The organism is Streptococcus sanguinis (assembly GCF_050225395.1).
GTDB lineage: Bacteria > Bacillota > Bacilli > Lactobacillales > Streptococcaceae > Streptococcus.
Genome location: NZ_CP071431.1, coordinates 1,424,735 through 1,438,392 on the forward strand (window position 1 = coordinate 1,424,735; position 13,658 = coordinate 1,438,392).

At 42.9% G+C, this 13,658-nt stretch carries 10 protein-coding genes; all 10 read right to left on the reverse strand.

The window, feature by feature from the left end; all coding sequences use genetic code 11:
- Positions 1-74: 74 nt before the first annotated feature.
- A complete protein-coding gene (locus J1C81_RS07045; RefSeq protein ID WP_002915422.1) occupies positions 75-1,472 on the reverse strand; it encodes a polysaccharide deacetylase family protein in 1,398 nt (465 codons plus the stop codon).
- Positions 1,473-1,533: 61 nt separating this feature from the next.
- Positions 1,534-1,920: a lactoylglutathione lyase gene (gene gloA, locus J1C81_RS07050; protein WP_002895748.1), complete on the reverse strand. Its 387-nt coding sequence runs from the start codon at positions 1,918-1,920 to the stop codon at positions 1,534-1,536.
- Positions 1,921-2,032: 112 nt separating this feature from the next.
- A complete protein-coding gene (locus J1C81_RS07055) occupies positions 2,033-2,971 on the reverse strand; it encodes a ketopantoate reductase family protein (RefSeq protein WP_002915423.1) in 939 nt (312 codons plus the stop codon).
- A gap of 15 nt (positions 2,972-2,986) precedes the next feature.
- Positions 2,987-4,378: a sensor histidine kinase gene (locus J1C81_RS07060; protein ID WP_002915424.1), complete on the reverse strand. Its 1,392-nt coding sequence runs from the start codon at positions 4,376-4,378 to the stop codon at positions 2,987-2,989.
- On the reverse strand, positions 4,368-5,042 hold the full coding sequence (locus J1C81_RS07065) for a response regulator transcription factor (RefSeq protein ID WP_002897753.1): 675 nt from the start codon (positions 5,040-5,042) through the stop codon (positions 4,368-4,370). Before J1C81_RS07065 ends, J1C81_RS07060 begins: the two co-directional genes overlap by 11 nt.
- A 106-nt stretch (positions 5,043-5,148) precedes the next feature.
- Entirely contained in the window at positions 5,149-5,631 is a 483-nt protein-coding gene (locus J1C81_RS07070; protein WP_002915425.1) for a hypothetical protein, read from the reverse strand.
- A gap of 332 nt (positions 5,632-5,963) precedes the next feature.
- Positions 5,964-10,166 carry a GbpC/Spa domain-containing protein gene (locus J1C81_RS07075; protein WP_002915426.1) on the reverse strand — a complete coding sequence of 1,401 codons (4,203 nt, stop codon included), beginning with the start codon at positions 10,164-10,166 and terminating at the stop codon, positions 5,964-5,966.
- A 151-nt stretch (positions 10,167-10,317) separates the two neighbouring features.
- Positions 10,318-12,858, reverse strand: coding sequence for a M1 family metallopeptidase (locus J1C81_RS07080; protein WP_002915427.1), 2,541 nt, complete (start codon positions 12,856-12,858; stop codon positions 10,318-10,320).
- A 168-nt stretch (positions 12,859-13,026) separates the two neighbouring features.
- The gene (locus J1C81_RS07085) at positions 13,027-13,353 is read right to left on the reverse strand and encodes a hypothetical protein (RefSeq protein WP_002915429.1); all 327 of its coding nucleotides are present in this window, start codon (positions 13,351-13,353) and stop codon (positions 13,027-13,029) included.
- 8 nt (positions 13,354-13,361) lie between these two features.
- Positions 13,362-13,658 (reverse strand): hypothetical protein, encoded by a 297-nt coding sequence (locus tag J1C81_RS07090; RefSeq protein ID WP_002915430.1) that lies wholly within the window; start codon positions 13,656-13,658, stop codon positions 13,362-13,364.

Consider the following 13,658-nt stretch of genomic DNA (forward strand, 5'->3'; position numbering starts at 1 on the left):
GAAACATTAGATTTCCAAAGCTTTTTTTACTTATTAGCAACAAGAATTTCAAAAAACTAAACCCAAGGACCGTCTTAGTCTCTACCATAATAGATACGATGGGGCTCTAGCTGGCCTTCTAGCAGCTCATCGACCGTTACCAAAGTATAGCCGTTACTCTTCAGATACTCGAGGACACTTGGCAGAGCGTCAATGCTGGTCTGGTGAATATCATGCATGAGAATAATCGAGCCTGGCTGGGTTTTGGCAATCTCTTGCATAATGGCTTTAGTATTGCGTGTCTTCCAGTCTAGGCTGTCCACGTTCCACATGATAAAGGACTGGTCAACCGAATTTTGAATTGTAGCATTAATAGCTCCATAAGGAGGCCGCGTAATCGTTGGCTTGATGCCTATGACATTGTTAATAGCGGTCTGGGTATCAAGGATTTCTTTTTGGGCTGTCTCCAGAGGAAGTTTGGTTAAGACTGGATGGTCCCATGTATGAATCCCAATCTGATGACCTTCATTGTGCACGCGCTTGACAATCGCTTCATTACCAGCAATGTTTTGCCCAACCATAAAGAAGGTCGCCTTGGCACCATATTTCTTGAGGATATCCAAAGCCTGCGGTGTTGTCTTAGGATCTGGACCGTCATCAAAGGTCAGAGCAACCATCTTCACATGCTTCTTAGCCTCAAAACTCTGATAAGCTGCCAAGTCATCGCCGGTCAGATAGTCCGCATTGATCTGGTCATAGAAGCTAGATAAAGGAACGTCAATGCTGGTTAAGCCTTGCACTTCCTTACTCAGCTTAATAGAAAAATGGCTGTACTCATAACGGAAAGACCACTGACTCAACTCCGTTCCATTAAGGTTATTAAGGATTTCCGTCTGCACCGCCTCATCGGCCTGTCTAAAGGTCAGCTGGCTGGATATTTCATTGATGAAGATTTCCTTAGCTGCATCAGGATCCTGAAAGAGCTTATCTAGAGTGAAAGGGCTGCCGTCTGCACCGAGGTAGCTATCAGCAAATTCCCGCTCTTCTCCTTTACTGATTTTCATCTCTTTGACATGATAGTCCTTGCGATGCACCAGTACTTCTTTAACATCCTTCAGGCTCGTTTCTTTTTCCTCGGCATAGTAGAAGGTCAATTCCTCAATCTTATCGCCCTTCTTCTGATTATCCTTAATCGTCTTGCTATCTGCGTCCATCTGCTCCTTGACACTTGCAATAACCTGACCATCCAGCAGAGGATAGAAGGACTCTACATAATGGCTGCCAATCATCTTGCTCTGCTTTTCAGTATTTTCAGCGTGCAAGGTCTCTTCTTGGGCAATCAGCACACTAACCTTCTCTTGCAGTTCCTTTTCCTGGAAAATAGCGTAAATCTTTACAGCACCCAGAAATAGAGCAGCAACAAAAGCTAAAGCTAGCAAGCTGAGAACGATGAGTGTTTTCTTACCGTGTTTCTTGTTATTTTGTCTTTTCATACACCTGTCCTAAATGAATAAAAATCATCATTTATCTTGCAAAATTAACTGCTGCTAGATGTTAAAGACTCTTCTCACGAATGACTTCCACCTTGTAGCCATCAGGATCTTTTACAAAATAATAATTAGGCGGGTTGCCAGGAAGACCCTTTGGATCTGTCACTTCATAGCCTTTGGCCTTGTGCTCAGCGTGCAGACCTTCCAAGTCTGGCGTGCTAAGTGCCACATGAGCAAAACCGTCCCCAATCACATAAGGACCATGGTCATAGTTATAGGTCAGTTCCAGCTCATAATCATCGCCTTCCAAACCTAGATAAACGATAGTAAACTGATAATCTGGAAAATCCTTGCGACGAAGCTCCTTAAAGCCAAAAGCCTCTGCATAAAAAGCGATAGACGCTTCCAAATTCTCCACACGCAAACAAGTATGTAACATTTTTGATGCCATAATTTCACCTCATTCTTTCTTGTCTATTATTATACCCTATTTTGGGCAAAACTTATATTAAATTTTTAAAAAAGTAAATGAAAGCAGATAAAAAGCAAGCCAATAAGGCCTGCTAAGAATTGTTTTTCAAAAACTGTTCAATGAAGTCGCTATACGAATTCCATTGAGGCATGGGAATGCTTTCTTTCTCAGCACTTCTTTTGATTTCAAAATATTGATCAACCCATTCGGCATAGCCTGAATGCATATGATTTATGACCATTTCGGCAACCAAAGGCTGACTCAACATGAACTTCATTACTGGAACCAAGAGAAATAAGGGCAGGGATAGATATTTAGTAGGTTTATAACGATGTTTAGGAATGCCATATCGCTGGCAGAGTTCTATACCTTCTCGCCAAGCGCAAATCATCTTTCGAATTGCTTTTTTATCTTTCAAGAGTGCATCAAAAGTCCCCGCTTCTGCAACTGCACCTGCCATTACCGCCTCCTGAAGGCAGTGAACCTTCATCCAAGAAGCCAAGTCAGGCATAGCATCAATGTCTATCCCACTAGCTGTGAAGATAGGAGACAACTCTGATGTGTAAGAATCATCATCAAGTAACGTAGCTTCTTTGAAAATGATAGCTTGGATCCGACCATCACTCTTTCGCCCTCCTCCAACAGAAGAAGGAAAAGCTAACGACACTTGCTTTCTGTCCAAATAAGAAGGAATCTTGGAGTTGATATTCCAGTTATTCTGTAAAATAAGTATATGAGCTTTTTCCTTTATAGCCGCCAAATGATTCAATGCCTGCTCTAGTTGCAAACTATTTACCGTTAAGAGAATCAGGTCATAGTCTTGAGCAATGCTCGTCACCACTGGCGGCTGGAAATGATGTTCTTTATAGACCTGATTATCTTTTCTTAAATCTTTAATAGAAAGTGTAAAGCCTTGCTCTAAAGTCAACAGCTTATGCTCTCTAACTAAGACAGTAACTTGATGTTGATTAGACAGTAACCAAGCATATGTCAAACCAATTGTGCCAGCACCATAAACCAAAATGTTCATATTAGGCCTCTCCTGCTATTTAACAGAACGCTTTTTCGTTTCTTTCAATAGCAGTTTAACTTCAAAGACCGTACCTTTTGGTTTGTTGTCCTTGACATAAATAGTGCCCTTGAAAGCATCGACAATCTGCTTGGCCAGAGAAAGCCCCAGACCAAAGCCACCTTTCTGACGGGTCCGAGCCTTGTCCACCCGATAAAAGCGATCAAAAATCTTCTTCTTATCTTCGTTGCTGATACCAGGTCCATTATCTGCTACCCGAAAGATGAGGTAACGATCGGTTGAAGCAGCCATAACACTGATTTCGCCGTCATCATCTGTGTACTTGATAGCATTGTCAAATAGGATGGTCATCAGCTGCTTGAGGAAAATTTGATCTGTCACAATAGGGTTCTTGATCATATTTTCTGAATGAAAAGCTTTTTTATTTTCCCTTGCGATAATGCAGTAATTAGCAAAGGTCGTATCAAAAAATTCCGGTTCGACTTCACCATATTGAGGCTTGATGCCATCATCACGACGGGCCAGGTTGAGCAGATTGGTCGTCAGCAAGCGCATATTCCGTACTTCATCCAAGCTAGAAGCGATATTTTCACTGCTCTGCATAATTGTAGCTTCAGGCTTACGAAAGAGCGTCTCTAAGCGGCTCTGCAAAACAGCCAAGGGTGTCCGCAGCTCATGGCTGGCATTTTCCACGAAAGCCTTCTGCTTCTGGATACTTTCCAGCAGGGGCTTAACACTCATCCGAGCCAGATAAATACTGGCAATCAGGGAAATCCCCCAAAAGCTGACCATGACCATGGCAATCAGTTGCTCATGCTTGCCACTGGTTTGCTCCAACTGGCTGATACTAGTCATGACCACAGCGTACTTGATATCAGGATATTCATTATTAGGGTCGATATCAAAGAGATAAGCCCGATAGCTTTCCGTCTGGCCAAAGCTATTGCCAATCACAATTTCCTTGATTTGATTCAGATAGGACTTGTTAAAGTCCAAAGAATTAAAGTCCAGAAAGCCATCGCTCTTGCTGGTGGAAATATTTTTATAATTATCATCCAAAAGCAGGGCGAAAGTATTAGAACTGAAATTTGGCGTCGTCAGATTGTCAGGCTTAGGCTCTTCGTTTGGATCGCCATCTGGTTCTTTACTGCTTTTAGGACTTTTAGTGTTGACCTTATTGCTCGGATCAGACTGCTGACCTGTCGTCCGATAGGCCAAATCTGCTACCGAACTAGGATCATTACTCAGGTTTTTAAGATTTTCATCAACAGACGTATAAAGGCTGGAGCGCATAACCTGAATAATAATCAAGGTCATGGCTGAGAAGATTAATGTAAACAGCCCAAAATAGCGAATGAAATAAGAGAAATCATCCGCATAAAAGGTCTTCTTGATTTTATTCAGCATCTTTTAAAATGTAGCCGACACTACGAAGAGTATGTAGGTTTTTCGCAAATGCCGTTCCTTTCAGTTTTTTACGAATCTTGGAAACGTACACTTCAACAACGGAAACAGTGGTATCACTGTCAAAGCCCCACAGACGGTCAAAAATTTGGGTCTTAGGCAAGATTACATTTTGATTTTGCAGGAAATAAACCAAGAGGTCGAACTCTTTACCAAGCAACTCTACGTCTTTACCTGCCTTCGTGGTTGAATTTGTAGATAAATTGACAGTCACATCACCATAAGAAAGAGTATTCTCGTTGAATTTACCAGCACGTTTCAAGAGCGCTTGGATCCGCATTTTCAGTTCTTCCAAATAGAAAGGTTTGGTCAGATAGTCATCAGCGCCGAGCTCAAAGCCATGTCCTTTGTCATCCAAGCTTTCCTTAGCTGTCATGATGAGAACAGGGGTTGTGACTCCTTTTGCCCGAAGATCTTTCAGCACTTGAAAACCATCCTTTTCAGGAAGCATGAGATCCAGCAAGATAAGGTCATAAACACCGCTCTCTGCTTCATATAGACCTTCTTCGCCATCAAAAACCTGCATTACATCTGCAAAATCATCCAAAAAATCAAAAACTGAGTTTGACAGTCCAAGGTCATCTTCTACCAATAGAATTTTAATCATCTTTCTTTCCTCCAATAAAACTTACCAAGATTATGTCTTTTGGTTTTTGTTTTATTTGCTATTCTTATTATATCATGACTTGGGTTCAAAATCAGTAAGTTTTTTCCTACGACTGCGACGTTTTATTTTCTTTTGTCGACTTATTATTGTTCTTGTCCGATTGTTCACTTGTGTTCGTTGAAGACTTTTTCTTGTTTTTCTTCCCGTTGTCATTTTGTTGAGCAGAAGAATCCTTGCTCTTATCCTTGCCAGACTGCTGACCGTCTTGAGACGGCATTCCTTGGTCTTGACCGTTCTGTCCTGAACCACCATTCTGCGGTGGCATGCTATTACCCGATCCGCCGTTTTGACCATTTTGACCTGGTTGTGGAGGCATGCTATTTCCTGCATCCTGACCATTTTGTACCTGCTCCGGTGCTCCAGGCACAGTAGCTGGCTGTTGAATAGCTGATTGCTGACTGTTTGTACCGTGAATAGCTGTCGCAAGACCATAACCGCCCAGAAGTCCGACTGCTAGAGCACTACCCGTTGCAACCGTCAGCCACCATTTAGTACTTTTTTCTACAACAATCATTTTTTCCATATCCATTTAATCTATCACCTTCTTTTTTTAAAATTTTTTCTGACTCATTCTATCAAGCAAGAAGCTAATGCAGCTTACAAGTCATCCAATACACATCCTTTCACTAGAATAGCATTATCATATATTTTTTTACTTAAACAGGACTGAATTTTTTCTTAAAAAAGGCTGAAAGATAGGGAAAATGAAGTATGAATAAAGATTTTTTACAATTTTCTTCCCTAACTGAATGGTATAAAAAATTGCTCAAAAAATCAGCTACAAAAAAAGACTGGGACAAAATTGTCTCAGTCTAAATTTACCATGTTCAAAAGCGCTGGATGCAGGAGCTGCTTATATTTTTATGACTTTTTCTTAGAAAGGTGGAAACCAGCTGAAGCTAGCAAGGCCGCAAATCCAAGATAAGTGAGAAGAGAGCTCGCATTGCTACTAGTTTTAGGCAGTTGACCTTGACTGGTTTGGTAGCTGACAGATAGCTGCATGTTGCTTGGTTGCTTACTTGCAGATCTTTGATGCTGCCAATCCTGATTTGAAAGAGGTTCAAATTTTTGCGCTGTTTGAACAGTAATCTCTGCAGGAGGTGTCGAAACACTAACCTGATTGGATTCTATCCGGTATTGATTATTAATCAGCAAGCTGAAATGATTGGTATAGGTTCTGCCTGGATACAAGAGTCGACCGACTGCTGCTGGAGCTAGGGTCTCGGTCGCAGTATTCAAGTCAGTATTGTAGCGTTCAAGCAGACCTGGTGCAGCAACAAAAGTCAAAATTCTGCTGCTCGGATCATAAGAAACCTCGTAGCCAGGACTTTTCGCTCTAGTAGCTTCTATATCTAATTCAAAACCTTCTGGCAGACGATTTTCCAATACGAAAGAGTGAATTGGCAAGCGATAAGCAGGCAAAGCATCCGTTACCAGATTAAGGACAGCAAAACTTCCATGGCTAACCTCTTGTTGGTGAATATTCTTCTTGGACTCATCCTCCAACTCTTCTCTGACTTTTAACTGGATAAAGAGCTGGTTAAAGTGATAAGTTTGAGTCGGCGCTTGTGGACGGCTTGGCAAAGCTTGATAGCTAGGTTCAGCCGGCTTTTGAGGAACCTCTTTATAGTTCGGCTTGTCAGGCTCCTCAATCAAAGGCAGATCACTTTCTCTGACAGGTGACTGGGGCTCAGGCTGAAGAACTGGTTCTTTAGGGAGCTGTGGTTCCTGCAGATAGCTTGGCTCCTCAGGCATGTCCTCTAAAGCAATTTCTTCTTCATAAGCAGGCGGTTTCGGGCCTTCTCCCGTGCTTACTTCAGGATCTTTTTGAGGTTTTTCTGGTTCCTTCAAATAAGATGGTCGTTGTGGTTCCTGTGGCAGTGGATTTTCGACCGGAGCTTGCGGAAGGCTCAGCAAGGGCTGCTCCTTCTCATAGGTTGGCTCTTCAACTGCAGTCGGCTCTGTCAATAGAGAAGGGGAGCTAGGTTCTTCTGGCACTTCCTGATAAACTGGCTTTTGAGGTTGTAGAGGCTCAGCCAGATAAGTTGGCTCTTGCGGCAGAATTTCCACATCACTTTCCGGTAGAACTTCTGGCTCCTCAGGCTGAGTTGGCAGCGGAAGAGGCTGAGTTTCTGTCGGCTGGCTAGGAAGTTCTTGATAGGCTGGCTGAGCTAGCTCTTTTGGCAAAGCTTGATAAACCGGCTGACTTGGAAGAGGATGCAAGGCCTTGAGCTCTTCATAGGTTGGCTCTTGTGGTTGAGCAACCTCAGCCGGAGCGACAGGCTTCATTGGGACACCTTTAGCTTTAATATCAGAGTTAAAGACAAACCAAGCAGAACCCCGATTTCGTGAACCAATATCAAAGGAAATGACATCGCCCTGTGCCTTACCGACGATAGCTCCATACCAGTTATAGGGACTAGTAGGCGTATCCCACTTATTATACTCAAAGCGAGAGCCTTCCTTCTCATGGTTAATAGAAATATCGGCATGAACACTGGTATCTGGGTGAATGTTAATAGCAGATCCTGTGATAGGAACATATTCACCATTAAAATTCTTGATGTACTCAATCGCAGCTTTATTCGTATTTAAAGATGAGAAGCTGACAAGAGAGCCTGTCATATCAAGCCTTTCTCCAGCTTCATCAAAAAACTCCGCTTGGACATTGACTCGAGATTGGCCATGAAAATCCAAGGTCCACACAGTCAAGGTCGGATCCTTAACTAAGAAAACCGGCAGCTTATCCTGACTCTTCGTTGATTCTTTCAGAGTATAAGTATAGACAACTTTAGCGATTTTCTTGCCTTGAATACTGGAATTTTTGATATTGGTATAAGTAGCTACCAGAGGCACATCTTTTTGCAAAACGACTTTAGTCTGATGTTCTTTCCCTTTTAAAACACTGGTCAAAGCAGTTATTCCTTGTTGATCCATTCCCCAAGAACGAACCTCATCAGTCAGCTCATCATTGGTATAGGTTCTAATAGACGGGTCAAGTGTCAAGACAGCCTGGGACTCAGATTTGAAAACAAAAGGCTGGCTTTCAACCTTACTGAGATAGCCTTCTTCATTTTTCTTAGCTTCAGCTTCCTGCAACTCTCTCTCAAAAGTTACAAGAGCTGCATCATACTTAGTTTTGGCTGTATCATAGGCAGCTTTTGCCTTCTGATATTCTTCTAAGAGCTTATCATAGTCAGCTTTCAAGCGGGCATTTTTTTCCTTAATGCTTGCATTTTCCTGCTCAATCACTGCGTTCTGTGCTGAAATAGAAGCAAGGTTTGCCTCATAGTCTTCTTTTAGTCTTTGATTTTCTGCTTCAATCCTTGCAAGATTTTCTTGGTAGCCCGCCAAGTCTGCCTGATAAGCAGCTAATTTATTCTTGTTTTCTGTCTCAATCCGAGCAGTCGCTTCCTGATAGGTAAGCAAGGCTTTCTCATATGCTTCTCGACTTTTCTGATTGCTCTCGGTGATTCGAGCCACATCCTGCTCATATTGAGCTAATTGATTTTTATAAAGCTCTTGTTTTTCCTGATTTTGCTGACGAATCTGGGCGTTTTCAGCTTCAATGGCAGCATTACGGGCTGTTACTTCTGCTTTTTCTGTCTCATAGGCAGTTTGCCGCTTCTTATTTTCAGCTTGGACACGCTCAAGTTCAGATTGATAGGCAGTCAAAGCTGCTTGATGATCTCTCGCTTTGGCATCATTGGCCGCCTCGATTTCAGAGCGATTCTTTTGATAAGCAGCTAATTTGCTCTCATAGTCTTTCTCTGCCGCTTGATTTTTTTGTCGAATCTCAACCAATCGCTCTTGATAAGCGGCTAAATCAGCCTGATACTGCTCCTTTAAGGCTATATTTTTCTTCTGAACAGCTAGATTTTGCGCCTCAATCTCTTTGTTCTGCTCTTGGATTTTAGCCAAGGCTGTCTCATAAGATTGTTGGGCTGCTTGATTGGCTGTTTGAATGCGTTCTACTTCCTGTTGGTAAGTCGCCAATTCTGACTGATACTGCTGCTCTAGCTCGGCATTGTCTTTCTGAACTCGAGCCAATTCTTTCTCATAGTCAGCCAAGGCTGCTTGATAAACAGCTTCTTTTTCTGCCTTAACCTGAGTTAGTCTGGATACTTCAGCTTCATACTGCTTGACTGCTTCCTGATAGACCTTTTCAGCTGCCTGATTTCGTTCTGTTATGGCTGCATTTTCAGCTTGGGCAGCTTTGTTGTGAGCTGAGACCTGAGCAAGCTTTTCATCATAGCGACGCTTTGCTTGAGCATTCTTCTCCTGAGTAGCTTTCAGCTCTGTAGCATAGCTCTCCATAGCAGTTTGGTAGTCTGCTTTCGCTTGAGCATTTTCTTGTAAAATCCGTGAACGATCCTCTTGATAGGCTGCTAAAGCCGCTTGATAGGAGGCTTCTTTCTCTTGATTGATTTTTACTATACGGTTCAATTCTGCCTGATAAGCCGTCCGTTTCTGCTCATAATCCGCCTCTAGCTGAGCATTTTCAGTTTGAATACGGCTGTACTCTTGTTCATAGGAAGCCAGCGCCTTGTCATATTGGTCTTTCAAGGCTTGATTGGCAGACTCTTTCTGACTGAGTTCTTTCTCATAAGTCTTCAGTTGCTCCTGATATGCTGCTGTGTTTTTGCGTATTTCCTTGACTTGAGTTGCGTAATCGGCTTGGGCTGTCTCCCGTTTACTAGCAGCTTCTTCTGGATTTCTAGCTGTTCCTAAATCTACAGTCGATTCCTGCTTTAGCTGGATACCTGCTTTCTCAGCCTCTGCCACAGCTTGGTCCAGGTCCGCATGGGAAACCTCCAAGGGAAGCTTGTCTTGACTTACTGGCTCCGACTGAGCAGGGGCAGCAGTTGGCTGGGGTGCTTCGGTTGGTGAAAGTGCAGCTTCAGAAAGGGCAAACTCATCGGCTGCTGAAGATACCTTTTCCTCAGCCTGAACCGACCCAGCAGCTAGCAACAAAGCTGCACCCAAAACAGCTCCGCACAAGCCCTTAGAAAGGCGGCTCTTGCGGAAGCCATAGACTATTTTCTTTTCCATTATAATCTCCATTTCTCCTTTAAACAGTTACCTGTTTATTGTCCATATTGTTCTATTTTATCAAAGCAAAGGCATATTAGCAATGTTTAAATACTCAAAATGATAAATAAAAGCCTGAGATAGGATCATATCTCAGACTTTCTAGTCATTTTAATCAAATCTATCAGATTGCAGCTTGAATTGCTTTTTCCACTGCTTCTTTCTCACGCTTCACCAATTCAACACGCGCAGCGATTTCTTTGATTCCCATGCTGATGTTTCGGCTAATCGCCATATCATTTAACTGCGGCTCAAAGAAGGATTTGTATTCTGCTAATCTCTTCTCTGTCTTGAAGACCACAGCTGGGCTAATGACAAAGCTATCAAAGCTCATGTCGCCACCTAGCGCTGCCTTGATCCAGTCCCAATTCTCACGCGCCCAAGTCCACACTGCTTCTTGAGTAAAATCCCGGCTGAGGAAACGGGCATACCAAGCTGACAAATCCTGCGGTTTCACAGTAAATTTATCCTTCCAAGTCGCTAAAAGTTCATTCAAGGTTTCCTTGTTCTTCGTATAAGAAAGGGCTGTAGAAAGCGCATTTTTGAAGCTTCCATCATTTGAAGCGACATATAGGTCCAGATAAAGCTTAGTCAGCTCCTTGCTTTCATGATGCTTGATTTGGTTGACCAATACCTGCAGGCGAATAGCGGCAGGGAGTTTTTCCAAATTATCACGATACTTGTCAAAAATCCGGCTAGCTTGAGCTCTAGCTGTCTCATCGTCCGCCTTAATCATATTACCCACAATCAGCTGACGAACCATCTCATCCTCATCACTTTCGCCTTCCTGTTTTTCAAAACCAAGACGGTCGAAATTACTTTGACTGAGAACTTTCAGCAGGGCTTTGTAATCTTCTTCTGTCTGACTGCCTTCATCCACAAAGCGGTTCAACCCTTCTAGCACTTGGGAAACAGCTGAAACCACCATATAAGAAGTTTCGTTTGCCAGCTTACTGATGACTGGCAGCAGGTCCGCATAGGAAATTTTACCTGACTCTGCCAGAAGTCGGCGTTCCTGTACGATTTGCAGTTTGCTGATATTGTCCAAAGAGCTGAGATTATTCAGAAGAGCATCCAACAACTCACCTTGATAATCTGTAATATAGTGGGCTGTGTTTTCTGTATTGAGACGCAGAGCCCCATCATTTTGCGCTGCCAGGGCTGCATAATTCGGAATTTCCAGTCTTTCTGTCGTCAGAGTATCAGGAAGTCCTTGCCAGTTACTATTGAGCGGTACTGGCCAGAGGCGACCTCTGTCTTCGTGCTCCCCAATGAAGAACTGCTTCTGCGTCAAAATCAAGGAGTCATTTTCGACCTTGGCAGTGACAACTGGATAACCCGGCTGCTCCAGCCAAGCATCCATAAAGGCAGCTACATCACGGCCAGAAGCTTGAGAAAGATCGTCCCAGAGGTCACGACCGATGGTATTGCCATACTGATGCTTCTCAAAGTAGGCACCTAGCCCCTTACGGAAGGCATCGTCTCCCAGCCAACGGCGCAGCATGTGCATGAGACGGCTGCCCTTAGCATAGACAATCGCTCCATCAAAAAGAGTATTAATTTCATCAGGGTGCTTGACCTCTACATGAACCGACTGGACGCCATCTGTCGCGTCACGCTTGAGGGCATAAGGAACTCCGCTGGTCTGGAAATCTTCAAAAATCTTCCAGCTAGGCTCAATCGCATCAACTGAGACATACTCCATCATATTGGCAAAGCTTTCATTGAGCCAAAGGTCGTCCCACCACTTCATGGTCACTAGATTTCCGAACCATTGGTGGGCTAATTCGTGTGCAACAACCAAGGCAACTGTCTGACGGCTTAGGGCTGTTGAATTTTCATCTACCAGCAAATAGATTTCCCGATAGGTCACCAAGCCCCAGTTTTCCATGGCTCCAGCAGAAAAGTCTGGCAGGGCCACATGAAGTGACTGAGGAATAGGGTACTTGACTCCATAGTATTCTTCGTAAAATTCAATACAGCGAACCGTAATGTCCAAAGCAAACTCTAGATTGCTCTCTGGGTGGGCCTTGGTCGCATAAACTCCTACCAAAGTTCCATTCTTGGTTTTAGCAGTAATTCCTTGCATATCACCTGCAGCAAAAGCCAAGAGATAGGAAGACATACGTGGAGTCGTTTCAAACTTCCAAACGCCAGTCGCTTTGCGGTTTTCAACATCAATTTCTGGCATATTAGACAGAGCCAACTCACCCTCTGCTTGGTCAAATTTCAAAGCCAAATCAAAAGTTGCCTTAGCCTCTGGCTCATCCACACTCGGAAAGGCTTCGCGGGCAAAATGGCTCTCAAACTGCGTAGAAATAATCTCTTTTTTCACACCATCTACCGTGTAGTAAGATGGGTAAATCCCCGTCATATTGTCCGTAATCTTACCAGTATAAGTTATTGTCACCACTACAGGACCGGCCGCTTCCAGCTCGATATAAAGAGCTTCATTGTCCTTATCAAGAGTGAAAGTACGAGCTTGGCCAGCCACCTCTACAGCTTCAACTGCCAAATCTTTTTGATGTAGGGAAATCTTACTCGTCTTAGCTTCCCCAGTAATGGTCACCTTGCCTGAAAAAGTCTTGTCGGCACGATTCAGATCCAAAAAGAGATCATAGTGCTCAGGAACAAAAGTTTCAATAAAATGTTTAACTGCTTGCATCAGCTTCTCCTCATCTAGCGAACAACGTTGCAAAATTACACTGCTACCCTTGTCCGCTTATAATCTGTTATTATTGTATCATATTTAGAAGATTTCGTTGCAGAATAAATGCAAACAAAAAGACAGGGGAATAACCTGTCTATTTGCTTTATGATAATGGAAGAAAGGTCAAGAGTTCTTCTTTTCTTTCTCAAGTTCCTCTAATTTTTTATTATAGATTCGATTTTCTTCGTGATAAGTTTTGTTTAGCCGTTCTTCATAACGCTGAATTTTTCTCTCGAAAATTTCTCTATTTTCTTCTATTTGTCTTAATTCATATGAGGGCACGGTATCAGGACTATTGCAACAAAAAGATAATATCCATTCGCTCATTTGCTCTGAAACATTTTTAGCTTCTCGTCTCATATCCTGATAATCCCATTCATACTCACTAACTTTCTTTCGAAACGCTATGTGATCGTCATCGAGACGATCGATCTTTTTCTGAATATCCATAAAGCCTCCTATAAGATAGGGCTGGTCAAACTAGGCTTAGGAACAGCGCCTAGTACCTCCTTGATTGAATCTGCTGCTCCACCTGTGAAAGCTCCAGATAAGTCAGCAGGTACTTGAGTAGAGGCAAAAGTTTTCATAGTCTCTGCTTGACTATCTAGCCAACTCTGTAAAGCTTGACTCTCCTCAAGAAGAATGGCTCTTTTAGCTGAAATCAAGCCACGAATAGCTATGCGTTCCTGAATCTTTAAATATTCTTTTTTTATACGTTCGGCTTCAACTCGATCTTCTGTATTTGGTTCAATCAT

Coding starts and splice junctions, on each gene's coding strand:
- J1C81_RS07045 (WP_002915422.1), bottom strand. CDS start 1,472: ATGAAAAGACAAAATAACAAGAAACACGGTAAGAAAACACTCATCGTT.
- gloA (WP_002895748.1), bottom strand. CDS start 1,920: ATGGCATCAAAAATGTTACATACTTGTTTGCGTGTGGAGAATTTGGAA.
- J1C81_RS07055 (WP_002915423.1), bottom strand. CDS start 2,971: ATGAACATTTTGGTTTATGGTGCTGGCACAATTGGTTTGACATATGCT.
- J1C81_RS07060 (WP_002915424.1), bottom strand. CDS start 4,378: ATGCTGAATAAAATCAAGAAGACCTTTTATGCGGATGATTTCTCTTAT.
- J1C81_RS07065 (WP_002897753.1), bottom strand. CDS start 5,042: ATGATTAAAATTCTATTGGTAGAAGATGACCTTGGACTGTCAAACTCA.
- J1C81_RS07070 (WP_002915425.1), bottom strand. CDS start 5,631: ATGGATATGGAAAAAATGATTGTTGTAGAAAAAAGTACTAAATGGTGG.
- J1C81_RS07075 (WP_002915426.1), bottom strand. CDS start 10,166: ATGGAGATTATAATGGAAAAGAAAATAGTCTATGGCTTCCGCAAGAGC.
- J1C81_RS07080 (WP_002915427.1), bottom strand. CDS start 12,858: ATGCAAGCAGTTAAACATTTTATTGAAACTTTTGTTCCTGAGCACTAT.
- J1C81_RS07085 (WP_002915429.1), bottom strand. CDS start 13,353: ATGGATATTCAGAAAAAGATCGATCGTCTCGATGACGATCACATAGCG.
- J1C81_RS07090 (WP_002915430.1), bottom strand. CDS start 13,658: ATGATTGAACCAAATACAGAAGATCGAGTTGAAGCCGAACGTATAAAA.